Origin of the sequence: Neisseria benedictiae (assembly GCF_958267435.1) — a bacterium.
Lineage (GTDB): Bacteria > Pseudomonadota > Gammaproteobacteria > Burkholderiales > Neisseriaceae > Neisseria > Neisseria bergeri.
Window position 1 is genome coordinate 51,544 of record NZ_CATQFV010000078.1, and the last position, 25,596, is coordinate 77,139.

The following is a 25,596-nucleotide window of genomic DNA, read 5'->3' on the forward strand; positions in this document are numbered from 1 at the left end:
TGTTTTTTCTGTCTGCCGCGTGTGGCGCGTTGCAATGTGAAGTTTAGTGGATATGCGGCGGGTTCGCAACTTGGGGCGGGCGGCTGCGGGGCGGTTTGGAATGCTGTTTCGGGCAGGCTGTTTTATAATGGCCGCCTGATATGTATGCAAATATGGGAGATGTGATGCACGTGCTTCATTTTTCGGCTTCGGACAAGGCCGCGCTTTATCGTGAGGTGTTGCCGCAGATTGAGTCTGTGGTGGCGGACGAGGCGGATTGGGTGGCGAATTTGGCGAACACGGCGGCGGTTTTGAAGGAGGCGTTCGGTTGGTTTTGGGTGGGTTTTTATTTGGTCGATACGCGTTCGGACGAATTGGTTTTGGCACCGTTTCAGGGGCCTTTGGCGTGTACGCGGATTCCGTTCGGACGCGGGGTGTGCGGTCAGGCTTGGGCGAAGGGCGAGACGGCGGTTGTTAAGGATGTGAACGCGCATCCCGACCATATTGCCTGTTCGTCTTTGTCGCGTTCGGAGATTGTCGTGCCGCTGTTTTCAGACGGCCGCTGTATCGGTGTGTTGGACGCGGACAGCGAACATTTGGCGCAGTTTGATGAGACAGATGCTTTGTATTTGGGCGAACTGGCGAAGATTTTGGAGAAGCAGTTTGAGGCTTCGTGTCAGACGGCTTGAGACTGGCAAAACGGGCGGGCGGCGCGTGCCGAAGTTGGCGCGGCGGGAGTGTGGTTTTATAATGCCTGCCATTGATAAAACAATTATTTGACGGAGCACTAAATGGATTTTGAAAAAGCGCGGTTCAATATGGTCGAACAGCAGATCCGTCCTTGGGATGTGTTGGATTTTGACGTGTTGGACGCTTTGGCGGAGATTCCGCGCGAGCTTTTTGTCGATGAGGATTTGCAGGGTTTGGCGTATGCGGATATGGAGCTGCCGCTTGCCAACGGGCATAAGATGCTGGAGCCGAAAGTCGTGGCCCGGTTGGCGCAAGGCTTGAAGCTGACGAAAAACGATACGGTTCTGGAAATCGGTACGGGCTCGGGCTATGCGACCGCGCTTTTAGCAAAATTGGCGGGCAAAGTGGTTTCGGACGACCTCGATGCCGAACAGCAAAAGCGCGCCAAAGCGGTGTTGGACGGCTTGGCTTTGGACAATATCGATTATGTGCAAAACAACGGACTGACCGAGCCTTCCGCAGGTGCGCCGTTTGATGCGGTTTACGTCGGCGGCGCGGTAAACCTTGTGCCTGAAGTGTTGAAAGAACAGTTGAAGGACGGCGGTCGTATGGCGGTTATCGTAGGACGCAAACCGGTTCAACGTGCGCTTTTGATTACGCGTCAAGGCGATACGTTTGAAGAGAAGGTGCTGTTCGATACTTTGGTGGCCAATTTGACCGACAATGATACTCATCCTTTCGACAGTTTTAATTTTTGATGTTCGGATTGTGATGCCGTCTGAAAGCAGATTGCGTTTCAGACGGCATTTTGCTCGATTGGGGAAAGGAAGCCCGATGGATATTGTGCAACTCTCGCCGTTGGCACTGAAAATTTGGATGGATGAGGGACGGACGTTCCGACTGTTGGACGTGCGTACGGATGAAGAAGCGGCGATTTGTTCGCTGCCAGATGCGGTACATATCCCGATGAATCTGATTCCGCTACGGCAGAACGAACTGCCGGACGATGGCGTGCCGCTTGTGGTGTATTGCCATCACGGTATCCGCAGCCTGCATACGGCGATATATTTGGCCGATGCGGGATTTGAAAACCTGTACAACCTTCAGGGCGGCATCGATGCATGGGCGGCCGAGATTGACGGCAATATGATGCATTATTGAGGCGGGCATTTCAGACGGCATTCCTTATCGGATACGGTACGGAATGCCGTCTTGATTTATGATGCCAAAAATTCTTTGAGAAACAATAAGACACACGCCATTTCGTCGGCGGATTCGCGTTGCGTGCCGTTGCCGGTATGGCCGCCGCCGTCCGGAGCGTAGAGCCAAGATTGCGGCGAGGTTTCGCGCAGTTTGGCGTAGAACTTGAGCGCGTGGGCGGGATGGACGCGGTCGTCGCTGAGGCTGGTGGTAATGAGCGCGGGCGGATAATTGATGCCGTCTGAAAGATTGTGATACGGCGACAATTCGCCCAGCCAGCGTTTGCAGACTTCGTATTTCTGCGGGTTGCCGTATTCGTCCGTCCAGCTTGCGCCGGCGGAGAGCAGCGGATAGCGGATCATGTCGGTCAGCGGCACTTCGCACACCAGCGCGCCTATGCTTTGCGGTTCGCTCACGAAGGCGGCGGCGGTAATCAGGCCGCCGTTGCTGCCGCCCTGCAAACCGATGTGTTTGGGCGAACTCATGCCGCGTTCGGACAAATCGCGCACGACGGCAAGCAAATCATCGACGCTTTTGTGTTTGCTGATTCCCTGCGCCGCTTGATGCCAGCGCGGGCCAAATTCGCCGCCGCCGCGTATGTTCGCCAACACAAAGGCATTGCCCTCTTCCAGCCAATATTTGCCGACGCTGCCCAGATAATGCGGCAATTCGGGAATGCCGAAACCGCCGTAGGCATAAACCAAGGTCGGCGTGTCGGGCGTGGCGTTTTTGCCGACGTGGAAATAAGGAATGCGCTCGCCGTCGGCCGAAGTCGTCCAAAACTGCCGCACGTTGATGCCGTCTGAATCAAACTGCTGCGGCTGACGGCGCATGACGGTCAGTTCCATCACGTTCAAATCCAGCGCAAACAGCGTCAGTGGCGTAGTGAAATCGCTGGCGGCAAGGTAAACCACATCGCCGCCCCACGGTTGGTCGGTCATTTCCAACGCGCCCGAAGGCAGGCGCGGCAGTTCGACTTCCTGCCATTTGCCGTCGGTAAAGCGCCATGCTTTCAGACGGCCTTGTACGTTCTCCAGCAGGCTCGCTACGACAAAACGCTTGGTCGTTTCCACGCTTTCCAATGCCTGCGTTTCATCGGGCGCAAACAAAAGCTGCGCCGCGCCCAATTCGCCGCGGTTTAATTTTACTGCCACCAATGCGCCGCTCGGATAGCTTTGGTTCGCACGGTTCCAGTCTTTGCGCAGTGTCAGTAAAAGATGTCCGGCCAGATAGCCGACTACGTCGCAATCGTTGGGTAGGTTTAACGGTTTCGCCTCGCCTTCGGCCGACACCTGCAAATAAGTTTTGGTGTAAAAACCGTCCGACGCTTCAATCAAATCAATCGGCGAACCTTGCGGATCGAGATAACGCCACGCGTTCACCATCATCCCGTCTTCGGCAATTTGATACACCGGCAGGCTTTCCTCGAAACTCTTGCCGCGCTCCACCAGCCACACCTCACGCGGATAGCCCGATTCGGTCAACTGGCGTTCGTCCCAAGCCGGACACACCCACACGCTGTTTTCATCGCGCCACGACACATGGTTTTTGCCTGCCGGAAAGTGAAAACCGCCTTCTACCAATTCCCCTGCTTCCAAATCCACTTCCAGCGTGTACGCCGTATCGCCGCCTGATTTGCTCAAAGTCAACAGCGCGCGGTTGGGCTGCTCCACCAAGTGCGACACGCCGCCCAGATACACATCGTCGCCGAGCAACTCGTCGAAATCCGCCACTGAAAACAGGATTTTCCACTCGGGATAGCCGGAACGGTAAGTCGCTGCGGTACACACGCGGTACACGCCCTTCGGATACTCTGCGTCCTGATGGAAATGGTACATCCGTGCACGGTGTTCCTGACAAAACGGAATCTGCCGCGTGTCCTGCAACTGCGCCAAAATGCCGTCCGACAGCGTGCGCGCCTTGTCGTTTTCTAAAAAACGCGCGCGCGTTTCGGCATTCGCTTCGGCAGCGAAGTTTTGCGTTTCGGGAGATTCGAGGTTTTCAAAATGGCGGTAGGGGTCGGGGTAGGATTTCATCGGAGTCCTTGAGGGTCGGGCAGGTCTTTATCATCGGGGAAATGCCGTCTGAAACGGGGTTCGGACGGCATTTCTGCGGCGGCTTTCCGTTGCGGTCAGCGGTGCAGGCGAAGCACCAGAATATGCGAGTTCCGTCCGTTGCTGCGGTAGGCTTTGCGCCGCGTTTCGGGCAACTCGTCTTCCGATGCCGTCTGAAAGCCGCGTTCGGCAAACCATTCGCCGGTATTTGTGGACAGTGCGAACAGCCTGCTTATGCCTATGCCGCGCGCCTTATCGATAATGTGGGCAAGCAGGCGTTCGCCGTAGCCGCCGTCCTGTGCCTGCGGCGAGACGGCAAGGCAGGCGATTTCGCCGCAATCGGCTTCGGTAAAGGTTTTTAGGGCGGCGCAACCGTACAGGTTGCCGTCGTGTTCGAGGATGGAAAATTCGGAAATGTGGTTTTCGAGGTATTCGCGGCTGCGGTGCAGCAGGATGCCCTGTTCTTCCAGCGGGCGGATGAGGGCGGCAATGTGCGGGATGTCGCCGCTGTGCGCCTGCCGGATGGAGACGAAGGCCTCTTTGGCAATGGACGTGCCGATGCCGTTGCGGGTGAAGAGTTCTTGCAGCAGGCTGCCGTCGGCGGCCCCGTTGAGGATTTGGACGCGATGCACGCCGCCTTCGAGCGCGGCAACGGCGGACGAAATCAGCCGTCGCGTTTCGCCGTCGGCGTGTTCCGCCAGCGATTGCGCTTCCTGCGCCGAGAGGGTTTCGGCGAGCGTGCCGTCGGGGCGGGCAATGCCGTCTGAAAGGGTCAGGTAAACGAGTTTTTCGGCCTGAAGCGAGACGGCGGCGGAGGCGGCGGTTTGAAGCATATCGAGATGTAAGGTCTTGCCTCCGTAGGAATGTCCGAGCGGCGGCAGCCAGACGATATTGCCCGCGTCGAGTTGGAAACGGATGGCGGCGGTGTCGGTTTTGCGGATAACGCCCGCGTATTCCATATCGGTTCCGTCAATCACACCTATCGGACGGGCGGTCAGGAAGTTGCCCGATACGAGCGGAACGGAAGGCGCGCGCGCGAACCCGGAAACGCTGCCGCACAATGCGGCTTCAAAACGGCTGCGGACGGTGCCGGCAAACTGCTGCGCCTGTTCGAGCGAGGTTTCGTCGGTAACGCGCAAGCCCCGGCAATAATGCGGCGTGCGGTTTTGCGCGGCGGCGTGGCGGTCGAGGAAGTGGCGCGCGCCGTGGATGAGGACGAGCCTGATGCCCAGTTGCGACAACAGCCCGATGTCGGCGGCGAGCTTGTTTAAGGTATCGCCTTCGAGCAGGCGGTCGTCTATGCCGGCGACCAGCGTTTTGCCGCGCATTTGGCGGATGTAGGGGGCGGCTTCGCGGAAGTGGGCGACAAAGAGGTCGGGCGCGCTCATAGGATGACGAGGTAGGAAAGCTGCATAATGAGGACGATAAGGGCAAACAGGGCGGCAATAGTCCAGTTGAACCCTTCCTGACGGGCGGGCGCGGCGGGCGGTACGGCAACCTGCGGTGCGGCAGCAGGCGCAGGCGGCGTATCGTGCAGGGTTGTACCGCCGTTGAGGATATCGGCGATTTCGTCGCGGGAAATCTGTTTCTTGCCAATAGCGTGCGTGCCGATACGGTGAACGAGTTTGACATCCGAAACAGCCTCGGGCAAATCGTTGAATATAGGTTCTTTCGTGCTTGCCAGATGGTCTTTGGCTTTAAACATCCCTTCGCATTTTTGGCAGACGACGAAGCCTTGGGCGACATTGAGCTGGGTTTCTTTGACCCAGAGACGGGTTTTGCAGTGGGGGCAGAAACAGGCGGGCATGGTATTTCCTCGTGTGTGTCAGGTTTGATGCCGTCTGAGGCGTAAGGCGGTTCAGACGACATATGCTTTGTTTTTATTCTACGCCGTACTGCCGACGGTAGGCTCGGACGGGTTCGAGGAACTGTCCGAATTCGGGGTTGTTTTGCAACAGGATAAACAAATCGTTCAGGCTGGCGATGGGGGCGACGGGCAGACCGTATTGTTTTTCCACTTCCTGGACCGCGCTCAATTCGCCGGTGCCTTTTTCCATACGGTCGAGCGCGATGGCGACACCGGCGGGGGTTGCACCCTCCGCTTCAATCAGTTTGATTGATTCGCGTACGGATGTACCGGCGGAAATCACATCGTCGATAATCAGCACGCGCCCTTTAAGCGGCGCACCGACCAACACGCCGCCTTCGCCGTGGTCTTTGGCTTCTTTGCGGTTGTAGGCAAACGGGACGTTCACACCTTTTTCCGCCAGCATCATCGCGGTTGCCGCCGCCAAAATAATGCCTTTGTAGGCGGGGCCGAACAGCATATCGAATCGGATGCCGCTTTCAATGATGGATTGTGCATAGAATTTTGCCAGTTGCAGCGTGGACAAGCCGTCGTTAAAGAGGCCGGCATTGAAGAAGTAAGGCGACTGCCGTCCTGCCTTGGTGGTGAATTCGCCGAATTTTAAGACGTTTTGGGCGAGGGAGAATTTAAGGAAATCTTGGCGGAAATCGGTCATTTTTTGCTTTCTGTCAGGTATTGCGATGCAGTTGTGATTCTACCGCCCCGTGCGGCCTGCTTCAACTGCCGCCTGCCTGCAAGGCGTGTTTCAACTGTTTCAACACCTGCCAGTTTCGGGCTTTAAGTTCGGGTTGGCGTAAAAGCCGGGCGGGATGGTCGATGATGAAGAAGGGACGGCTGCCGCACAAAGTTTCAATCATCGTTTGCCGTTCAGGCTGGACAAAAGCCTGCCCGAGAAAAAGGACGGCCGGGGCGCGGCAGCCGTCGAGTTCCCTGGCGATTTGACCCAGCGCATTCGCGATGGCCTGTTCAGACGGCATCGGGTTGCCGACGGCGGCGGTTTTCACCCAGCTGGTCTTGTGTACATAAACGGCATCCAATCCTACGGCTTTGAGTATGTTGTCAAGCAGGACACCCGCTTTGCCGTGGAACAGCTGCCCGTAAACCATATCCTCGGTCGGCGGACACAGGCTGACGACGGCAAGTTTGGTTATGCCCGAAGCGGCGGGAACGGGGGCGATGCCGTCTGAAACACCGGACAGAGGCGTTTCGGTTTCAGGCACGGGTTTGCGCGTATGTACGGCGGTTGTTTCCAACACTTTCATGGTTTTGAGCCGTGCCTGACCGGTATGCTGTTCGGACGGACGCTGCGGAATGCTGAGGACGGTTTGCTTTTGCGGGCGGATTTGTGTCGGGCTTCCCAGCAATGTTGCTGACGGCAGGACGACGGCTCCCCGCTTCAACCACATCGGACCCAAACCCAAGGCTTCGTGCAGGTGGAGGTAGCGCGCGCTTAACATATTTTCTCCATTAAGACGGCATCTTCGGTTTTACCGTCGGCTGTACGGTAATAGTTTTTCCGCCTGCCCGCATCGGTAAAGCCGTGTGCCGCATACAGCGCGTACGCGCCGATGTTGCCCGTGCGGACTTCAAGCAGCAGGCGTTGCGTGCCTTCGGGCAGATGTGCGAACCAATATTCGAGCAGTGCGGACGCGACACCCCGGCGGCGGTATTCCAAAGCAGTGGCAATCAGGTGCAGTTCGGATTCTTCGGGCAGGTTCTGCCAAACGATAAAGGCGGCCAACCTGCCGTCTTTTTCCGCAAGGAAAACCTGTTCGGACGGCGAAACGAGTGCGGATTCGAATTGGCGTTGCGTCCATGCGGACGGGTTGCAGACGGCATCGAGTGCGGCCAGTGCCGCGCAATCGGCATAAACGGCACAGCGGATATTCACGGGCGCGCTCTCCGTTCGGCCTGTTCTTTGGCAGTCAGGGCGATTTTGTTGCGGACGTAGAGCAAACCGGCGTCTGCGGCATGGACGGCAGGATAGTTGCCCTTGGCTGCCAATGCGAGAAAGTCGGCGGCAGTCGGCATATCCGGCCGGCCTGAGAACGGCGGAGCCTCTTCCAGCGAGAACGCGCTGCCTATGCCGTCTGAAAAGGCACATCCCTCCGGCAGCCGTATGTCTGCCGCCCGCCCGACCTGATAATCGCTCAAACGGCGGCAGTTCAGCGTATCGAACCATGCATAAAACACTTCGCCCATACGAGCGTCCGTAGCGGCAAGGATGCAGCTTTGCGGCGGCGGCAGAGAGGCGGCGGCATCGAGCGAGGGTACGCCGATTAAAGGGGTATCAAACGGCGTTGCCAAACCCTGAGCCACACCGATGCCGATACGCAGTCCGGTAAACGCGCCGGGACCCTGTGCATACACGACCGCACCCAAATCGGCGGCGGTAATGCCCGCATCGCGGAACAGGGTGCGGATTTCCGGCAGAATCAGTTCGGACTGGCGGCTGCCGACTTCCTGATGGAACAGACGGGTTTCGCCGTCGGCACGCAGCGCGAGCGACAAACGGGAAGTACCGGTATCGACGGCCAGGACGGGACGGTTAAAATCAGCTTGCATGGCATTCTCTCGTTGGTTCAGACGGCATTATATAGCGGTTGGCCTGAAAATAGGGATCTCCCCCTTGGGCATGCCGTCGGACGGTGCAATACAAAATGCCGTCCGAACGGTAAATTATCGTGTTCGGACGGCATTTTCACAATGGTTACTGCTTGGCGGCAAGGCCGATATGCTGTATGCCGTTTGCGGTTTCCACTTCCGCACTGCCGGCAACTTCCTGGGCTTGCCCGCCAAAGATACCAAGGGAGTAACTGCCTTTCTCGTCGTCGAAGCGGCTGACCTTGTCGTTCTTCAATTTGCCCGTATTGAGGCTGTCGCCGTTTCCATAAGTTTTTTCCGCACCTTGTGCCGACAGCTTCAGTTTCTCGTTTTTCCTGACGGACTGATCCAGCATCAAAGACTGCAAACCTTTATCTTTATGGTCGAGCGGCGCAGTTAGTGCATCGGCAAGCCCCGTGCCGATGTCGGCGGCGACACCGCCGCCTCCGCTTCCGCCTCCTCCGCTGCTGCAGGCGGTCAGAATCAGGGCGGCGGTCAGAGAAAGGCAGCAGAAGGTAGTTCGGTTCACAGGTTTGCTCCTAGTCATACGCAGAATAGATAATATATAAACATTTTGGTTATGGTATCTTTTTTTGCATACTGCATCAATGAGGCAGGTCAAAGAAGCAAAAATCAAATGCCGCCCGAACGGCGGTTCAGACGGCATTTTGTTTACAAGCAACCTGTTATTTGACGATTTGGTTTAATTCGCCCTTGGCATAACGGCTTGCCATTTTTTCCAAGGAAACCGGTTTGATTTTGCCTGCCTGACCTTCGCAGCCGAACGCAAGATAACGGTCGAGGCAGATTTGTTTCATCGCTTCAATGGTTTTGCTCAGGTATTTGCGCGGGTCAAAGTCGGACGGGTTTTCGGCAAGGTAGCGGCGTACCGCGCCGGTGGAAGCAAGGCGCAAGTCGGTATCGATGTTGACTTTGCGCACGCCGTGTTTGATGCCTTCGACGATTTCTTCAACCGGCACGCCGTAGGTTTCGCCGATATTGCCGCCGTATTCGTTGATGACTTTCAGCCATTCTTGCGGAACGGAGCTGGAGCCGTGCATCACGATGTGTGTATTGGGCAGGGCTTGGTGGATTTCTTTGATGCGGTCGATACGCAATACGTCGCCTGTGGGCGGACGGGTGAATTTGTATGCGCCGTGGCTGGTGCCGACGGCGATGGCGAGTGCATCCACGCCGGTATCTTTAACGAAACGTACGGCATCTTCGACGCTGGTCAGCATTTGGTCGTGGGAAAGTTTGCCCACTGCGCCTACACCGTCTTCTTCGCCTGCTTCGCCGGTTTCGAGGTTGCCCAATACGCCGATTTCGCCTTCAACGGATACGCCGCAAGCGTGGGAGAAGTTAACCACGGTACGTGTGGCGTTGACGTTGTATTCATAAGAAGAAGGGGTTTTGCCGTCTTCCATCAGCGAGCCGTCCATCATCACAGAGGAGAAGCCCAGTTGGATGGAGCGTTGGCACACGTCGGGCGATGCACCGTGGTCTTGGTGCATGACGACGGGGATGTGCGGAAATTCTTCGACAGCCGCCAAAATCAGGTGGCGTAAAAACGGCGCACCCGCATATTTGCGCGCACCGGCACTCGCCTGTACGATGACGGGGGCGTCGACTTGGTCTGCAGCCTCCATGATGGCGCGCATCTGTTCGAGGTTGTTGACGTTGAACGCCGGCAGACCATAGCTGTTTTCAGCAGCATGATCAAGCAGTTGGCGCATGGATACGAGTGCCATTTGTGTCTCCTTGGGCAATAGGTAAATAAGGCGGATTATAATGTTTTTTACGGCAAAAAACCATAAACGGCTCATTGATTTTATATTAACGATGCCAGTATGCAGGTTTGTCGGGTTTTGACGTTTCGGGATTCGGATATTCCGATTTATGATAATGTTTCTAATGTTATTTTAGGTGTGGGAATGGGTTTGGACGGACTTGCGGCATACTTGGACGCTTATTTGGAAAATATCGCGCGCGAGGGTAAATCGGAGCATACGGTTGCCGCATACCGGCGCGATTTGGAAGAACTGTTTGCGCTGTTGGCACAAATGCCGTCTGAAGCTGAAGGCGGCGTGCCGCAGGACTTGTCGCGCCGCGATTTTACGGCGGCGTTGCGGCGGCTGTCGCAGCGCGGTTTGAATGCGCGGACGCTGGCGCGCAAGCTGTCGGCGTGGCGGCAGTATTGCGCCTGGCTGGTCAAACGCGGGCTGATGCACGCCGACCCGACCGCCGACATCAAACCGCCGAAGCAGCCCGAGCGCGTACCCAAAGCCCTGTCGCAGGAATGGCTAAACCGGATGCTGGATTTGCCCGTGGACGGCGGCGACCCGTTGGCGGTGCGCGATCACGCGCTGTTCGAGCTGATGTACGGCAGTGGTTTGCGCGTGAGCGAGATACACGGCTTGGACACGGCGGATATATGGCTGGATGAAGGTTGGGTACACGTTACCGGCAAAGGGCGCAAGCAGCGGCAGGTTCCGCTGACCGGCAAAAGCGTGGAAGCCCTGAAAAACTATCTGCCGCTGCGTCAGACGGCATCGGACGGCAAAGCCCTGTTTACCGGCAGGAACGGCACGCGCCTGAGCCAACGCCAAATCCAAAAACGCCTCGAATCGTGGGCGGTGAAACACGGCGACGGCAGGCACGTTTCGCCGCATATGATGCGCCACAGCTATGCCGGACACCTGTTGCAGGCTTCGCGCGACATCAGGGCGGTGCAGGAGCTGCTCGGACACAGCAGCCTTTCGACCACGCAGATTTACACCAAGCTCGATTTCGACCACATCGCCCGCCTCTATGACGAAGCCCACCCGCGCGCCAAGCGGCAGGACGAATGACATACGGCAAAATCAGCCGTCAGCCGCACACTCTTGATATATAATTGACCGTTGCACCCGGACGACACATAAAAAAAGACACACCATGAACCCAAGCCCCCTACTCGACCTGATTGACAGCCCGCAAGACCTGCGCCGCCTGGATAAAAAACAGTTGCCCCAAGTCGCCGCCGAGTTGCGAGAGTTTCTGTTGGAATCTGTCGGGCAGACCGGCGGGCATTTCGCCAGCAATTTGGGCGCGGTCGAACTGACGGTTGCGCTGCATTATGTGTACGACACGCCCGAAGACCATTTGGTCTGGGATGTCGGCCATCAAAGCTATCCGCACAAAATCCTCACCGGCCGCAAAAATCAAATGCACACCATGCGCCAATACGGCGGTTTGGCCGGTTTTCCGAAACGCAGCGAGTCGGAATACGACGCGTTCGGCGTGGGGCATTCTTCCACATCCATCGGCGCGGCTTTGGGCATGGCCGTTGCGGACAAACAGTTGGGCAACAACCGCCGCAGCGTCGCCATCATCGGCGACGGCGCCATGACGGCGGGTCAGGCGTTTGAAGCCCTAAACTGTGCAGGCGATATGGATGTCGATTTGCTGGTCATCCTCAACGACAACGAAATGTCGATTTCCCCCAATGTCGGCGCGTTGCCGAAATACCTTGCCAGCAACGTCGTGCGCGATATGCACGGCCTGTTGAGCACCATCAAAGCCCAATCGAGCAAAGTATTGGACAAATTGCCCGGCGCGATGGAGTTTGCCCAAAAAGTCGAACACAAAATCAAAACCTTGGCAGGCGAAGCAGAACACGCCAAACAGTCGCTGTCGCTGTTTGAAAACTTCGGCTTCCGCTACACCGGCCCGGTGGACGGCCACAACGTTGAAAATCTGGTGGACGTATTAAAAGACTTGCGCGGCCGCAAAGGCCCTCAGTTGCTGCACGTCATCACCAAAAAAGGCAACGGCTACAAATTCGCCGAAAACGATCCTATCAAATACCACGCTGTCGCTAAGCTGCCAAGCGAAGTGTCTGCTCCGGAAGTCAAACCTGCCGTGGCCAAACCGACCTATACGCAAGTGTTCGGTCAATGGCTGTGCGACCAAGCGGCGGCGGACGAGCGTTTGGTTGCCATCACGCCTGCCATGCGCGAGGGCAGCGGCTTGGTTGAGTTTGAACAGCAATTCCCCGACCGCTATTTCGACGTCGGCATTGCCGAGCAACACGCCGTTACCTTTGCAGGTGGTTTGGCATGCGAAGGCATCAAGCCTGTCGTAGCGATTTACTCTACTTTCCTGCAACGCGCTTACGACCAGTTGGTACATGACGTTGCTTTGCAAAACCTGCCTGTTTTGTTCGCTATCGACCGCGCAGGTATTGTCGGTGCAGACGGCCCGACCCATGCCGGTTTGTACGACTTGAGCTTTTTGCGTTGCGTTCCAAACATGATTATTGCCGCACCAAGCGATGAAAACGAATGCCGCCTGCTGCTCTCAACCTGCTATCAGGCAAACTCTCCGTCCGCCGTCCGTTATCCGCGCGGTACAGGTACGGGCGCAACCGTTTCAGACGGCCTGGAAACCGTGGAAATCGGCAAGGGCATCATCCGCCGCCAAGGCGAGAAAACCGCATTCATCGCCTTCGGCAGCATGGTCGCCCCCGCATTGGCGGTTGCCGGAAAACTGAACGCCACCGTCGCCGATATGCGCTTCGTCAAACCGATAGATGAGGAACTCATCGTCCGCCTTGCCCGAAGCCACGACCGCATCGTTACCCTTGAAGAAAACGCCGAACAGGGCGGCGCAGGCAGCGCGGTTCTGGAAGTATTGGCGAAACACGGCATCTGCAAACCCGTTTTGCTGCTGGGCGTTGCCGATACCGTAACCGGACACGGCGACCCGAAAAAACTGTTGGACGATTTGGGCTTGAGTGCCGAAGCGGTAGAACGGCGTGTGAACGGTTGGTCGGCACGTCAGGTCTGAACGGATACGGAAATGCCGTCTGAAACCCGATTCGGGCTTCAGACGGCATTGTTGCGGTTGCGGCGGGCGTGTTCACCAGATTCCGCCAAAGGCTTTCGCGCCGCGCCAAAACTTCCACCTGTCCGCAGCGGTAAACGTCAGCGTGCCGCCGTTTAATCCGTCTGTGGCGATGTCCAGCCGTTTGATTTTGCCGGTGCGGACGGCTTCGTAGATCGGTGCGAACCAGCGTTCTTCCCACTGCTGCAATATTGCCGCATACCGTTCCCTGTCCCCTGTCAGGGCGGTCAGGCGCAAATCGTCCATAAACAGGATATGGTGCGTGTCGGGCAGGTGTGCCGCCGTTTCTTCATAGGCGCGGAAGTTGTCGGGCAATGCGCGGCGGTCGGGGTGGAAACGGCTCCAAACCGTATCGGCGAAAAGCGTGCCGCCTTGCGCGCCGCCGTTTGTGCCGTCCCAAAGCCATAAGCCGTTCAACTCGGGCAGCCCGCGTTTCTTGCGGTTATGGTTGACGGGGTGCGCCGCCAGCCACATTTGGATTTCGGTTTGGACGCGCAGCCATTCCAACGCATCTTCTCCGTCCGGCTGATCGTCCGCGCCCAACAATCCGCCCAAGTCCAAAACGGGCTTCGCGCCCCAGCGGTACGCGCGGGGAAGGGAAATCAGCCATAATTCGGGCAGGACGGGCGTGAAATGCCAGGGAGTATCGGCGTAAAATTCAGACAAATCGCGGCAGAGGCGTTCGGCTTCATCCGTACCGACGTTCAGATATTCCGCCGTCAGGACATTTGCCTGATGCAGCCCCATTTTTTGCCAAACGGGCGTGGTGAGCGCAACGGCTTCAGACGGCATATTCAGGCTTTGCGCCGCGCGTTCCGCCAGTCTGCCGCACCACAAATAACGCGCGTAAAATGCCGAAGCCGTGCAGCTTTGGCGGTGCAGCGAGCCGTATTGCAGGATTTTGTTGAAGGCGTGCAGGCAGAGAGGTATTCGGGTTTCGTCTTTATCCAAATTGAGCGAGGGAATGGCGAGGGTGAGTTTCATCGTTTGACGTTTCAGAAATGCAGGTCAGGCGCAACATTATAGAGGATTCGGCGCAAACGCCGTCAAAAAGGAACAATATGGCTGTCTTCCCACTTTCGGCAAAACATCGGAAATACGCGCTGCGCGCGCTTGCCGTTTCGATTATTTTGGTGTCGGCGGCATACATTGCTTTGACAGAGAGGACGGGACGCGTCAGACCGCAGCGCGTGGAACAAAATCTGCCGCCGCTGTCTTGGGGCGGCAGCGGCGTTCAGACGGCATATTGGGTGCAGGAGGCGGTGCAGCCGGGCGACTCGCTGGCGGACGTGCTGGCGCGTTCGGGTATGGCGCGGGACGAGATTGCCCGAATCACGGAAAAATATGGCGGCGAAGCCGATTTGCGGCATTTGCGTGCCGACCAGTCGGTTCATGTTTTGGTCGGCGGCGACGGCAGTGCGCGCGAAGTGCAGTTTTTTACCGACGAAGACGGCGAGCGCAATCTGGTTGCTTTGGAAAAAAAAGGCGGCGAATGGCGGCGGTCGGCTTCTGAGGCGGATATGAAGGTTTTGCCGACGCTGCGTTCGGTCGTGGTCAAAACTTCGGCGCGCGGCGCGTTGGCGCAGGCGGAAGTACCCGTCGAAATCCGCGAATCCTTAAGCGGGATTTTCGCCGGCCGCTTCAGCCTTGACGGTTTGAAGGAAGGCGATGCCGTGCGCCTGCTTTACGACAGTCTGTATTTCCACGGGCAGCAGATGGCGACGGGCGATATTCTGGCGGCGGAAGTCGTCAAGGGCGGTACAAGGCATCAGGCGTTCTATTACCGTTCGGACAAGGAAGGCGGAGGGGGCGGCAATTATTACGATGAAGACGGCAGGGTGTTGCAGGAAAAAGGCGGCTTCAACATCGAGCCGCTGGTCTATACGCGCATTTCTTCGCCGTTCGGCTACCGTATGCACCCCATCCTGCACACTTGGCGGCTGCACACGGGCATCGATTATGCCGCACCGCAGGGAACGCCGGTCAGGGCTTCCGCCGACGGCGTGATTACCTTTAAAGGCCGGAAGGGCGGATACGGCAACGCGGTGATGATACGCCACGCCAACGGTGTGGAAACGCTGTATGCGCATTTGAGCGCGTTTTCGCAGGCGGAAGGCAATGTGCGCGGCGGCGAGGTCATCGGTTTTGTCGGTTCGACAGGGCGTTCGACCGGGCCGCACCTGCATTACGAGGCGCGCATCAACGGGCAGCCCGTCAATCCTGTTTCGGTCGCATTGCCGACACCCGAATTGACGCAGGCGGACAAGGCGGCGTTTGCCGCGCAGAAACAGAAGGCGGACGCGCTGCTTACGCGCTTGCGCGGCATACCGGTTACCGTGTCTCAATCGGATTGAAGTTTGAACCGGCGACGAAAACAATGCCGTCTGAAAACCTGCAAACAGGTTTTCAGACGGCATTTATAGTGGATTAACAAAAACCGGTACGGCGTTGCCTCGCCTTAGCCCAAAGAGAACGATTCTCTAAGGTGCTGAAGCACCAAGTGAATCGGTTCCGTACTATCTGTACTGTCTGCGGCTTCGTCGCCTTGTCCTGATTTTTGTTAATCCACTATGCAGTTGATTAAAATGAAAATAAGCCAAGAAAGCACTGCCGTCATTCCTGCGAAAGCGGGAATCTAGAAACACAACGCGGCAGGAGTTTATCGGAAATGACTGAAACCCAACGCACCGGATTCCCGCTTTCGCGGGAATGACGAAGTGGCGGGAGTCCGAATTTATCCGTTCCGGCAGTGTTTGCAAATAAAAGAAAACCCAACCGTCCCGATTCCCGGCAGGGCTGTTTTACGGATTTTGCAGCGAGGGCGCGGGGCGGTCTTGCGCCTGTTTGGTTTGCAGGGCCGTCAGTTTTTTCGTCAGCAGATTCAGTATCACGCCGTAGGCGGGCAGGAAAAACAGACCGCAGACGGTGAGTTTGAACAGGTAATCGACAAAAGCGATGCCCTGCCAGTTTGCCGCCATAAATTCATCGCTGCTTGCATAGAAGGCAACGGCGAAAAATACCAACGTATCCAAGGCGTTGCCGATGACGGTTGATGCGGTCGGGGCAATCCACCACGCTTTCAGACGACGTAATTTGTTGAACACAAAAATATCAAGGATTTGTCCGAGCGCGTAGGCGGCAAAGCTGGCCAAGGCGATGCGTCCGACAAAGGTGTTGAATTCGGACAGCGCGCCCAAGCCTGTCCAACTGCCGTTGTGGAACAAAACGGAAAAGATGTAGGAAAGCAAAAGGGCGGGGAACATGACCCAAAAGATAATCCGCCGTGCCAAGTGCGAACCGAAAATGCGGACGGTCAAGTCGGTGGCGAGGAAGATGAAGGGAAAGGAAAACGCACCCCAAGTGGTGTGGATGCCGAAAATTTGGAAGGGGAACTGCACCAGATAGTTGCTGGCGGCGATGATGAGGATATGGAAAAGCACCAGCCAGAAGAGTGCCTTCTGTTGCTGTGCGGCAGTCAATGCGTACATAAAAATCTTTCGGAAAGGCGTTCAGACGGCATATCGTATCGAAGGAATGCCGTCTGAAATATGGGAAGGATGGTTTATTGTGCGTCGTGCTCAAACAGGCGTTTACGCGCCAATGTTTCGAACTCGGTGCCTGCTTTGCCGTAATTGGCGAAAGGATGAATGGCGATGCCGCCACGCGGTGTGAACTCGCCGAACACTTCGATGTATTTCGGATCCGTCAGGGCGATGAGGTCTTTCATGATGATGTTGACGCAGTCTTCATGAAAATCGCCGTGGTTGCGGAAGCTGAAGAGGTAGAGTTTCAGGGATTTGCTTTCCACCATTTTGATGTGCGGAATGTAGCGGATGACGATGGTGGCGAAGTCGGGCTGCCCGGTCATGGGGCAGAGGCTGGTGAATTCGGGGCAGACGAATTTGACGAAATAGTCGTTGTCGGGATGTTTGTTGTCGAACGCTTCCAAAATTTCGGGCGCGTATTCGGCCAGATATTGGGTTTTTTGATTGCCCAAAAGCGAGATGCCTTGCAGCTCTTCGGTATTGCGGGACATAGGGTTTCCTTAGTTTTTTAGTGTGGGAGGTTTTCGAACCACGGGCGGCGATTGTAATATAAGTGGCGGTATCTGTGTAGTTTTCTTCAGACGGCATGGTTTGGACGGCGGTGTTTTCCGTGTCATATATAGTGGATTAACTTTAAACCAGTACGGCGTTGCCTCGCCTTAGCTCAAAGAGAACGATTCTCTAAGGTGCTGAAGCACCAAGTGAATCGGTTCCGTACTATTTGTACTGTCTGCGGCTTCGTCGCCTTGTCCTGATTTTTGTTAATCCACTATATAAACGAAATATATTTTCAGTTTTGCCGCCTGAAGCGTTGTTTTTTGAATATTGCATCTAAAATACTGACTTGATTGCGTTATTGCGCGGATATAGAATCTGCCTCCTATTGAAAGAACATTGTTTATATGAAATCAGGAAATTCGGAACCCAATCTTATGGATACGCACACGGACGAAACAAAACTTCAAAACACGCAAGCCAAACGCAAACGCCGCCTGACGGCATTGACGCTGCTGTTCGCGCTTGCCGCCGTAGCCGCCGGGTCGGCGTTTTTTTTATGGTGGCAGCACGAAGAGGAAACGGAAGACGCTTATGTTGTCGGACGCGTGGTTCAGGTTACGCCGCAAACGGGCGGTACGGTGCGGAAGGTGTTGCATGATGATACGGATGTTGTGAAGAAAGGCGATGTGTTGGCCGTATTGGACGACGGCAATTATGTGTTGGCGTATGAGCGGGCAAAAAACGAGCTGATTCAGGCGGTGCGGCAAAACCGCCAGCAAAATGCCGCCACTTCTCAGGCGGGGGCGCAGGTTGCTTTGCGCCGAGCGGATTTGGCACGTGCGCAGGATGATTTACGCCGCCGGTCTGCTTTGGCGGAGTCGGGCGCGGTGTCTGCCGAAGAGCTGGCACACGCCCGTGCGGCAGTGTCTCAGGCTCAGGCGGCAGTTAAGGCGGCTTTGGCGGAAGAATCTTCGGCACGTGCGGCTTTGGGTGGTCAGGTCGCTTTGCACGAACAGCCGGCGGTTCAGACGGCAGTCAGCAGGTTGAAAGATGCGTGGTTGAACCTTCAGCGGACGCAAATCCGCGCGCCGGTGGACGGTCAGGTGGCAAAGCGTTCAGTACAGGTTGGACAGCAGGTGGCGGCCGGTGCGCCGCTGATGGCGGTGGTGCCGTTGTCGGATGTGTGGGTTGATGCCAATTTTAAAGAGACGCAGTTGCGGCATATGAAAATCGGACAGCCTGCCGAGCTGGTGTCCGATTTGTACGGTAAACAAACCGTTTATCGCGGCAGGGTGGCAGGGTTTTCGGCAGGTACGGGCAGCGCGTTTTCGCTGATTCCGGCGCAAAACGCAACGGGCAACTGGATTAAAGTGGTGCAGCGCGTCCCCGTCCGTATCGTGCTGAACCGCGAAGATGTGGACAGGCATCCGTTGCGTATCGGTTTGTCGATGACAGTTAAAGTGGATACTTCCGCCGCAGGCGCGCCTATTTCAAAAACGCCGGATGCCGTGTTGCCGGAAACTGAAGGCACGGATTGGTCGGAAGCTGACAGGCTGGTGGACGAAATTCTTGAGCAATACGCGCATTGATGCCGTCTGAAACGGAGAACGCAATGGATTATCCACCGCTTAAAGGTGCGGCATTGGCATGGATTACGCTGTCTTTGGGGCTTGCCGTATTTATGGAGGTTTTAGATACGACTATCGCCAATGTCGCCGTTCCCGTTATCGCCGGCAACCTCGGTGCGGCAACCACTCAGGGGACGTGGGTTATTACTTCTTTTGCTGTGGCAAACGCCGTTTCCGTGCCGTTAACGGGATTTTTGGCAAAACGTATCGGCGAGGTCAAACTGTTTACCGCCGCCGCCGTCGGTTTCGTCATCACATCGTGGCTGTGCGGCATCGCGCCCAACCTTCAGTCGCTGGTTGTTTTCCGCATCTTGCAGGGCTTTATCGCCGGGCCGCTGATTCCCTTATCGCAAAGCCTGTTAATGGCATCCTATCCGCCCGCAAAACGGACGCTGGCACTGGCATTGTGGGCAATGACCGTCGTTGTCGCCCCTGTTCTCGGGCCGATACTCGGCGGTTGGATTTCCGGAAACTGGCATTGGGGTTGGATTTTCTTCATCAACATCCCCATCGGCATCATATCGGCATGGATTACATGGAAACATTTGAAATATCGGGAAACGGAAACCGTTAAAATGCCGACCGACTATGTCGGGCTTACATTGATGGTAGTCGGTATCGGCGCGTTACAGATGATGCTGGACAGGGGTAAGGAACTCGACTGGTTCGCTTCGGGCGAAATCATCACATTGGGCATAACCGCACTGGTGTGCTTGTCGTATTTTATTGTTTGGGAATTGGGAGAAAAATATCCGATTGTCGATTTATCGCTGTTTAAAGATCGGAATTTTACCGTCGGCGTAATTGCCACATCATTGGGTTTTATGGTGTATATGGGGACGCTGACCCTACTGCCGTTAGTGTTGCAGACCAACCTGGGCTATACCTCCACGTGGGCAGGGCTTGCCGCCGCACCTGTCGGCATCCTTCCTGTTTTCCTGTCACCCATTATCGGCAGATTCGGCAACAAGGCCGATATGCGCCTGCTCGTAACTGCCAGCTTCCTGACCTTTGCCTTTACTTTCTATTGGCGTACGGATTTTTATGCCGATATGGATATCGGCAACGTCATCTGGCCTCAGTTTTGGCAAGGTGTCGGTGTCGCCATGTTTTTTCTGCCGCTGACCACCATCACCTTGTCACACATGAAGGGAGGGCAGATTGCCGCTGCCAGCAGCTTGTCGAATTTCTTGCGCGTGCTGATGGGCGGTGTCGGCGTATCATTCGTCAGTACCCTGTGGGAACGGCGTGAAGCGTTGCACCATACACGCTTTGCCGAACACATCACGCCCTATTCCGCAACATTGCACGAAACGGCGGCGCATTTGTCCCAACAAGGCATTTCCGACAGTCAAACCCTAGGCATCATCAACAACACCATCACGCAACAGGGCTTCATCATCGGCTCGAACGAAATCTTTATGGCGGGCAGCCTGCTGTTCATCATCATGATTCCTGTCATATGGCTGGCAAAACCGCCGTTCCACAGCAGTGGCGGTGGTGGACATTGAGGGATTTGAAAACTTGAAATGCCGTCTGAAAATACTGGAAATATAGTGGATTAAATTTAAACCAGTACAGCGTTGCCTCGCCTTGCCGTACTATCTGTACTGTCTGCGGCTTCGTCGCCTTGTCCTGATTTAAATTTAATCCACTATATATTCGGACGGCATTTTGAATGCAGCAGTTCCCGAAATCCGCTATAATCGCGTGCCATCTGTTTTGCACCTGCAAACGTTCCGCAGATGCGACACTCGGGCGGCTTACCCGCGCAAAACAGCAGTTTTTCTTTAAAACACTTGAACTAACACTGTTTTTCGTGGTATAAATCGCGTTTTACTATTTTAGAAGTTTGGAGACTGATTATGGCACGAGTTTGCAAAGTGACCGGCAAACGCCCGATGTCCGGCAACAACGTATCGCACGCCAACAACAAAACCAAACGCCGTTTTTTGCCCAACTTGCAATCACGTCGTTTTTGGGTAGAAAGTGAAAACCGCTGGGTTCGCCTGCGCGTTTCTAACGCTGCATTGCGTACCATCGACAAAGTAGGCATTGATGTCGTATTGGCTGATTTGCGTGCTCGCGGTGAAGCTTAATTTAAACACTATTTAATTAAGGATTACTGCAATGCGCGATAAAATCAAACTGGAATCCAGTGCAGGTACTGGTCATTTCTATACCACTACCAAAAACAAACGCACTATGCCCGGCAAATTGGAAATCAAAAAATTTGACCCAGTTGCCCGCAAACACGTAGTGTATAAAGAAACTAAACTGAAATAATTTCTGTTTGGCAAACAAAGCCTCCGATTGTTCGGAGGCTTTTTTATTTTTATCGTGTTTCCCTTCTGCTTGAAACATCTGCCGTATGCGAATCTGCTGCAAACCGTCTGCCAAGGATATGGAAACCGCAAAACGGTTCGTAACACAAAAATGCCGTCTGAACATGTTTCAGACGGCATTTTTTATATGATTTTAACCAGTCAGTTGTTTAGTAATCAGCTTTTTCAGCGGCGGGAAATTGTTGCTGGCACGCAATACTAAGCCGCGCAACAGTTTTGCCGGTGCGGTTTCGTTGGTAAACAGCTTCAGCATCATATTGGTGCCGTGATAAAGCGGATGGGCGTGCAGCATATGTTTGCTGCTGTATCTTTCCAACAAGGAAGCCGCGCCGATGTCCTGACCGCGCTGTTCGGCTTCGAGTATCAGTTTGGCCAGAATATCCGCGCTGGACAGACCCAAGTTGAAACCGTGTGCGGTAACGGGGTGCATACCGACGGCGGCATCGCCAATCAGCGCGCTGCGTTTGCCGTAGAAACGTTTGGCAATCATACCGACAAGTGGGTAATGGTGGATGTTGCTGACCAGTTCCATATTGCCGAGCCTGCCTTTGAGCTGTTCTTTTACGCTTGCGGCCAATTCTTCGGGCGAAAGGTTTTGAACGCTGTTGATTTTATCGGTATCGACGGTAATGACGGTATTGGTCAGGTGTTCTTCCAAGGGCAGCAGGGCAATGGTGCGCCCGTAATGGAAGCATTCGTAAGCGGTATGTTGGTTGGAAAGAGTATGTTTCATGCGGCAGACGAACATGGTTCGGCTGTAATCGTGCATATCTGAAGAAATACCGAGTTGTCGGCGGGTTTGTGAGAAACGGCTGTCTGCTGCCAAAAGCAGGCGTGCAGTCAGGATTTTGCCGTTTTCCAAAATGACTTGTGCTTCGTTGTCAGATGTTTTGACTTCTTTGACAACCGTATCGGTCAGAATGCTGACATTGTCGAGTTGTGATACGACTTCATAGGCGGCACGGCGGATATTGTGGTTGGAAATCAGATAGCCCAAACAGTCGGCAGGTTCGCCGCGCGCTTCAGTCGGTTGGGGAAAGTGGAGCTGGTAATCGGAACGTCCGTTCAGCACTTTGGCATCGCGCAAAGGGTAGATTTCGTTTTCGGGAATTTTGTCCCACATACCCAAACGCTGCATGATTTCGCGGGAAAAATGGGTCAGGGCGATTTCGCGTCCGTCATAGGGAGGATTTTGCAGAACAGTCAGTGGGCTGCGTTCGATCAGGGTAACTTTCAAACCGCTGCCGGCAAGTTCGGCTGCAAAACTTAAACCCGCCGGACCTGCGCCGACGACGAGGATGTCGCTGTGTAAACTCATAAAATATCCTTTGCATAGGCGGATGCCGATGATTTCAGACGGCATTGGTAAGGGCTTGAATGCCGTTTGAACTATCTGTAACAGATAGGCGATTATATCAAAACCCACTGTTGAAGAAATATGCAGGGGAGGGTGTATGCGGATTTTTACTTTCAGCTTAATGTGTATCAAATCGGGTGTGGGGTATGTATAGTGGATTAAATTTAAACCAGTACGGCGTTGCCTCGCCTTGCCGTACTATTTGTACTGTCTGCGGCTTCGTCGCCTTGTCCTGATTTAAATTTAATCCACTATAAAAAGCCGCATCGTGAAAAGATGCGGCTTCAGGTATCGGTTGGATTATTCTTCAGAACCGGTGTAAGGACGGATGCTGACAGTTTTACGGTTCAGCGCGCCTTTGGTTTTGAATTCGACATAACCGTCAACTTTGGCGAACAAAGTGTGGTCTTTGCCCATGCCTACGTTGTCGCCTGCGTGGAATTTGGTACCGCGTTGGCGTACGATGATGGAACCTGCGGGAATCAGCTCGTTGCCGTAGGCTTTAACGCCCAAGCGTTTGGCTTCTGAATCGCGACCGTTACGGGTGCTGCCGCCTGCTTTTTTACTTGCCATTTGTAATGCTCCTAAGTTTTAAGGTTAGGCGATTGCCACGATTTCGATTTGGGTGAAATTTTGGCGGTGGCCTTGGCGTTTTTGGTAGTGTTTGCGGCGGCGCATTTTGAAGATGCGGACTTTTTCGCCACGACCATGTGCCACTACTTTAGCCGTTACTTTTGCACCTTCGATAAAAGGTGCGCCAACTTTTACAGATTCGCCGTCAGCAATCATCAAAACTTCGGTCAGTTCGATTTGGCTGTCGAGTTCGGCTGGTATCTGTTCTACTTTCAATTTTTCGCCGACGGAAACTTTATACTGTTTGCCGCCGGTTTTTACGACCGCGTACATACTCAACTCCATAAGGGTTATGGTTAATATCCGCACACCATTGTGCGAAGCTTGGCATTGTATTGTTATTTGCCTGTTTTGTCAAAGTTTGCGCGGTTCGGATAACCATATGCCGTCTGAAAAGATGTACCCTGATGGCTTTGCTGATATAATTGCCCGCTATTTAAATCAGCTTTCAAGCGGTATCTGCCGTTTGACGGAAACGTAAACCTGAGAGTCTGCCATGCTCGAGAATCTGCCCTATTTCCAGCGACATCTGCCTGAAGACCTTGCCAAAGTCAATGAAGTCATCAACCGTGCGGTGCAATCCGATGTCGCACTGATTTCGCAAATCGGTACATATATCATCAGCGCGGGCGGCAAACGCCTGCGTCCGATTATGACGATTTTGGCGGGTAAGGCGGTCGGTTATGATGACGAGAAACTGTATTCGCTGGCAGCGATGGTCGAGTTTATCCACACTTCCACCCTCCTGCACGACGATGTCGTCGATGAAAGCGATTTGCGCCGTGGGCGGGCAACGGCAAACAATCTGTTCGGCAATGCGGCGGCAGTGTTGGTTGGCGACTTTTTATACACGCGCGCCTTTCAACTGATGGTTGCCTCGGGCAGTATGCGCGTTTTGGAAGTGATGGCGGATGCAACCAACATTATTGCCGAGGGCGAAGTCATGCAGCTGATGAACATCGGCAATACGGACATTACCGAAGAACAATATATCCAAGTCATCCAATATAAAACGGCTAAACTGTTTGAAGCTGCCGCTCAAGTCGGCGCAATTTTGGGCAAGGCTTCCCCCGAACACGAACAGGCCTTGAAAGATTACGGTATGTACGTCGGTACGGCATTCCAAATTATTGACGATGTGCTGGATTATTCGGGGGAAACCGAAGAAACAGGTAAAAACGTCGGCGACGACTTGGCGGAGGGGAAACCGACCCTGCCTTTGATTTATTTGATGAGGCAAGGTTCCGAACAGGTGGCAAATGATGTGCGTACTGCTTTAGAAAATGCAGATCGCAGCTATTTTGAGAAAATCCACGATTATGTCGTCCGTTCGGATGCTTTGGCATATTCAATAGGCGAGGCGCGCAAAGCAGTCGATTGTGCCGTTGCCGCCTTGGATGCCCTGCCCGACAGCGAAGTGAAGGATGCCATGATTCAGCTGGCGAAGGAATCTTTGGTCAGGGTGTCTTGAGGCGATGAATGTCAGTTTTGTTTCCCTGTTTCTGGTTGCGATGATTTTTTTGGGGGTAATCAGCCAAAACAATTCGATTACGATTTCGGCAACCATATTGCTGCTGATGCAGCAGACGGCATTGGTGCAGTTTGTCCCTCTGATTGAAAAACACGGTTTGAATATCGGCATCATTATATTGACCGTGTCCGTTTTGAGCCCTTTGGTTTCAGGCAGAATTCAGATACCGCCTGCCGCCGGATTTCTCAACCTTAAAATGGCGGCAGCCGTCGCCATCGGTATTTTTGTAGCGTGGATTGCCGGGCGCGGCGTGCCTTTGATGGGACAGCAGCCGGTATTGATAACGGGCTTGCTGATCGGTACGGTCATCGGGGTGGCATTTATGGGCGGTATCCCTGTCGGGCCGTTGATTGCTGCCGGCATCTTGTCTTTTGTTGCCGGAAAGGGTTAAAATCTCCCCTTTCATTTCGGCTCGCCATAGTTCAACGGATAGAACGTATGCCTCCTAAGCGTAAAATACAGGTTCGATTCCTGTTGGCGAGGTTTAAGCCCTAAAAACGGGGTTTCCAAGCCGATGCAATGCGTAATAATCGGCGATAGCAAACCAAAGTAAAACAAGCCTTTCAGCGATATGAAAGGCTTGTTTTGCATTGTATGGAAACTTTTCTGCCCGGAAACGGGGTATGTTTTTTTGGGACGCATTTTTTAATGTGGATGATATGGCAGAAGAAGAAAATATTAATTTTGATGATGGCATAAAAACCTTTTTACTCGGCTGTCAACGGGGATGGTTAAAAAAGTAATGCACCCTTTGATGGGGCGCAATATATAAGGGAGA

Annotated in this window: 27 protein-coding genes, 1 tRNA gene, 2 pseudogenes and 1 riboswitch; of the genes and pseudogenes, 13 read left to right on the plus strand and 17 right to left on the minus strand. The window is 54.6% G+C overall.

Features of this window, described 5'->3' with window-relative positions:
• Positions 1–164: 164 nt before the first annotated feature.
• The 3 genes from msrC (at position 165) to Q3O12_RS10275 (ending at position 1,830) form a co-directional block, all read left to right on the plus strand.
• Complete coding sequence (gene msrC, locus Q3O12_RS10265; RefSeq protein WP_301670324.1) at positions 165–668, plus strand: free L-methionine (R)-S-oxide reductase MsrC; 504 nt, start codon at positions 165–167, stop codon at positions 666–668.
• Between the two features lie 102 nt (positions 669–770).
• Positions 771–1,427: a protein-L-isoaspartate O-methyltransferase family protein gene (locus Q3O12_RS10270; RefSeq protein ID WP_301670325.1), complete on the plus strand. Its 657-nt coding sequence runs from the start codon at positions 771–773 to the stop codon at positions 1,425–1,427.
• 76 nt (positions 1,428–1,503) lie between these two features.
• Positions 1,504–1,830: a rhodanese-like domain-containing protein gene (locus tag Q3O12_RS10275; RefSeq protein ID WP_301670378.1), complete on the plus strand. Its 327-nt coding sequence runs from the start codon at positions 1,504–1,506 to the stop codon at positions 1,828–1,830.
• Between the two features lie 56 nt (positions 1,831–1,886).
• Here Q3O12_RS10275 and Q3O12_RS10280 read toward each other — a convergent pair whose 3' ends face one another.
• From Q3O12_RS10280 to fba, 9 genes are all read right to left on the minus strand, one after another.
• On the minus strand, positions 1,887–3,905 hold the full coding sequence (locus Q3O12_RS10280; RefSeq protein WP_301670326.1) for a prolyl oligopeptidase family serine peptidase: 2,019 nt from the start codon (positions 3,903–3,905) through the stop codon (positions 1,887–1,889).
• 95 nt (positions 3,906–4,000) lie between these two features.
• A complete protein-coding gene (argA, locus tag Q3O12_RS10285; protein ID WP_301670327.1) occupies positions 4,001–5,311 on the minus strand; it encodes an amino-acid N-acetyltransferase in 1,311 nt (436 codons plus the stop codon).
• Positions 5,308–5,730, minus strand: a complete 423-nt coding sequence (locus Q3O12_RS10290; protein ID WP_301670328.1) for an MJ0042-type zinc finger domain-containing protein — start codon at positions 5,728–5,730, stop codon at positions 5,308–5,310. Before Q3O12_RS10290 ends, argA begins: the two co-directional genes overlap by 4 nt.
• A 73-nt stretch (positions 5,731–5,803) precedes the next feature.
• Positions 5,804–6,445 (minus strand): orotate phosphoribosyltransferase, encoded by a 642-nt coding sequence (gene pyrE, locus Q3O12_RS10295; RefSeq protein ID WP_002241948.1) that lies wholly within the window; start codon positions 6,443–6,445, stop codon positions 5,804–5,806.
• Between the two features lie 61 nt (positions 6,446–6,506).
• On the minus strand, positions 6,507–7,247 hold the full coding sequence (locus Q3O12_RS10300; protein WP_301670329.1) for a uracil-DNA glycosylase family protein: 741 nt from the start codon (positions 7,245–7,247) through the stop codon (positions 6,507–6,509).
• On the minus strand, positions 7,241–7,681 hold the full coding sequence (gene rimI / locus Q3O12_RS10305) for a ribosomal protein S18-alanine N-acetyltransferase (protein WP_301670330.1): 441 nt from the start codon (positions 7,679–7,681) through the stop codon (positions 7,241–7,243). Before rimI ends, Q3O12_RS10300 begins: the two co-directional genes overlap by 7 nt.
• Positions 7,678–8,355 (minus strand): tRNA (adenosine(37)-N6)-threonylcarbamoyltransferase complex dimerization subunit type 1 TsaB, encoded by a 678-nt coding sequence (gene tsaB, locus Q3O12_RS10310; protein WP_301670331.1) that lies wholly within the window; start codon positions 8,353–8,355, stop codon positions 7,678–7,680. The genes rimI and tsaB overlap by 4 nt, the downstream gene beginning before the upstream one ends.
• A gap of 145 nt (positions 8,356–8,500) precedes the next feature.
• The gene (locus Q3O12_RS10315; protein WP_301670332.1) at positions 8,501–9,061 is read right to left on the minus strand and encodes a factor H-binding protein; all 561 of its coding nucleotides are present in this window, start codon (positions 9,059–9,061) and stop codon (positions 8,501–8,503) included.
• Positions 9,062–9,080: 19 nt separating this feature from the next.
• A complete protein-coding gene (gene fba, locus Q3O12_RS10320; RefSeq protein WP_002260313.1) occupies positions 9,081–10,145 on the minus strand; it encodes a class II fructose-bisphosphate aldolase in 1,065 nt (354 codons plus the stop codon).
• A 183-nt stretch (positions 10,146–10,328) separates the two neighbouring features.
• On the opposite strand from fba, the gene xerC reads away from it, so the two are divergent.
• Together xerC and dxs are read left to right on the plus strand one after the other, a co-directional pair.
• Complete coding sequence (xerC, locus tag Q3O12_RS10325) at positions 10,329–11,246, plus strand: tyrosine recombinase XerC (protein WP_301670333.1); 918 nt, start codon at positions 10,329–10,331, stop codon at positions 11,244–11,246.
• An 85-nt stretch (positions 11,247–11,331) separates the two neighbouring features.
• A complete protein-coding gene (gene dxs, locus Q3O12_RS10330; protein ID WP_301670334.1) occupies positions 11,332–13,224 on the plus strand; it encodes a 1-deoxy-D-xylulose-5-phosphate synthase in 1,893 nt (630 codons plus the stop codon).
• A gap of 72 nt (positions 13,225–13,296) precedes the next feature.
• On the opposite strand, the gene Q3O12_RS10335 is transcribed toward dxs, so the two are convergent.
• Positions 13,297–14,265 (minus strand): hypothetical protein, encoded by a 969-nt coding sequence (locus Q3O12_RS10335; protein ID WP_301670335.1) that lies wholly within the window; start codon positions 14,263–14,265, stop codon positions 13,297–13,299.
• Positions 14,266–14,342: 77 nt separating this feature from the next.
• Between Q3O12_RS10335 and Q3O12_RS10340 the strand changes: the two genes are divergently transcribed.
• Positions 14,343–15,635 carry a DD-carboxypeptidase/endopeptidase Mpg gene (locus Q3O12_RS10340; protein WP_301670336.1) on the plus strand — a complete coding sequence of 431 codons (1,293 nt, stop codon included), beginning with the start codon at positions 14,343–14,345 and terminating at the stop codon, positions 15,633–15,635.
• A 447-nt stretch (positions 15,636–16,082) separates the two neighbouring features.
• Here Q3O12_RS10340 and Q3O12_RS10345 read toward each other — a convergent pair whose 3' ends face one another.
• Entirely contained in the window at positions 16,083–16,769 is a 687-nt protein-coding gene (locus tag Q3O12_RS10345; protein WP_301670337.1) for a 7-cyano-7-deazaguanine/7-aminomethyl-7-deazaguanine transporter, read from the minus strand.
• Between the two features lie 74 nt (positions 16,770–16,843).
• Complete coding sequence (gene queF, locus Q3O12_RS10350) at positions 16,844–17,317, minus strand: preQ(1) synthase (RefSeq protein WP_301670338.1); 474 nt, start codon at positions 17,315–17,317, stop codon at positions 16,844–16,846.
• A 3-nt stretch (positions 17,318–17,320) separates the two neighbouring features.
• Positions 17,321–17,365: riboswitch (PreQ1 riboswitch) on the minus strand.
• Positions 17,366–17,758: 393 nt separating this feature from the next.
• On the opposite strand from queF, the gene Q3O12_RS10355 reads away from it, so the two are divergent.
• Positions 17,759–18,913 carry an HlyD family secretion protein gene (locus Q3O12_RS10355; RefSeq protein ID WP_301670339.1) on the plus strand — a complete coding sequence of 385 codons (1,155 nt, stop codon included), beginning with the start codon at positions 17,759–17,761 and terminating at the stop codon, positions 18,911–18,913.
• A gap of 23 nt (positions 18,914–18,936) precedes the next feature.
• Positions 18,937–20,463: a fatty acid resistance MFS efflux transporter permease subunit FarB gene (gene farB / locus Q3O12_RS10360; RefSeq protein WP_301670379.1), complete on the plus strand. Its 1,527-nt coding sequence runs from the start codon at positions 18,937–18,939 to the stop codon at positions 20,461–20,463.
• Between the two features lie 4 nt (positions 20,464–20,467).
• Here farB and Q3O12_RS10885 read toward each other — a convergent pair.
• Positions 20,468–20,611, minus strand: a pseudogene (locus Q3O12_RS10885) (IS5/IS1182 family transposase); the annotation flags it as partial.
• A 206-nt stretch (positions 20,612–20,817) separates the two neighbouring features.
• On the opposite strand from Q3O12_RS10885, the gene rpmB reads away from it, so the two are divergent.
• Together rpmB and rpmG are read left to right on the plus strand one after the other, a co-directional pair.
• Positions 20,818–21,051, plus strand: a complete 234-nt coding sequence (rpmB, locus tag Q3O12_RS10365) for a 50S ribosomal protein L28 (protein ID WP_002216391.1) — start codon at positions 20,818–20,820, stop codon at positions 21,049–21,051.
• 31 nt (positions 21,052–21,082) lie between these two features.
• Positions 21,083–21,238 carry a 50S ribosomal protein L33 gene (rpmG, locus tag Q3O12_RS10370; protein ID WP_002212306.1) on the plus strand — a complete coding sequence of 52 codons (156 nt, stop codon included), beginning with the start codon at positions 21,083–21,085 and terminating at the stop codon, positions 21,236–21,238.
• Between the two features lie 192 nt (positions 21,239–21,430).
• On the opposite strand, the gene ubiM is transcribed toward rpmG, so the two are convergent.
• The 4 genes and pseudogenes from ubiM to rplU all read right to left on the minus strand — a co-directional run bounded on the left by ubiM (position 21,431) and on the right by rplU (position 23,560).
• The gene (gene ubiM, locus Q3O12_RS10375; RefSeq protein WP_301670380.1) at positions 21,431–22,615 is read right to left on the minus strand and encodes a 5-demethoxyubiquinol-8 5-hydroxylase UbiM; all 1,185 of its coding nucleotides are present in this window, start codon (positions 22,613–22,615) and stop codon (positions 21,431–21,433) included.
• 163 nt (positions 22,616–22,778) lie between these two features.
• Positions 22,779–22,910 (minus strand): annotated as a pseudogene (locus tag Q3O12_RS10890) (IS5/IS1182 family transposase); the annotation flags it as partial.
• A gap of 44 nt (positions 22,911–22,954) precedes the next feature.
• Entirely contained in the window at positions 22,955–23,227 is a 273-nt protein-coding gene (gene rpmA, locus Q3O12_RS10380; RefSeq protein WP_002212328.1) for a 50S ribosomal protein L27, read from the minus strand.
• A gap of 24 nt (positions 23,228–23,251) precedes the next feature.
• On the minus strand, positions 23,252–23,560 hold the full coding sequence (rplU, locus tag Q3O12_RS10385) for a 50S ribosomal protein L21 (RefSeq protein WP_002216394.1): 309 nt from the start codon (positions 23,558–23,560) through the stop codon (positions 23,252–23,254).
• 223 nt (positions 23,561–23,783) lie between these two features.
• Between rplU and ispB the strand changes: the two genes are divergently transcribed.
• The 3 genes from ispB (at position 23,784) to Q3O12_RS10400 (ending at position 25,301) form a co-directional block, all read left to right on the plus strand.
• Positions 23,784–24,758, plus strand: coding sequence for an octaprenyl diphosphate synthase (gene ispB, locus Q3O12_RS10390; RefSeq protein WP_061694686.1), 975 nt, complete (start codon positions 23,784–23,786; stop codon positions 24,756–24,758).
• 4 nt (positions 24,759–24,762) lie between these two features.
• On the plus strand, positions 24,763–25,209 hold the full coding sequence (locus Q3O12_RS10395; RefSeq protein ID WP_301670340.1) for a DUF441 domain-containing protein: 447 nt from the start codon (positions 24,763–24,765) through the stop codon (positions 25,207–25,209).
• 20 nt (positions 25,210–25,229) lie between these two features.
• Positions 25,230–25,301 (plus strand) — tRNA-Arg (locus Q3O12_RS10400).
• The last annotated feature ends 295 nt before the right edge of the window (positions 25,302–25,596 follow it).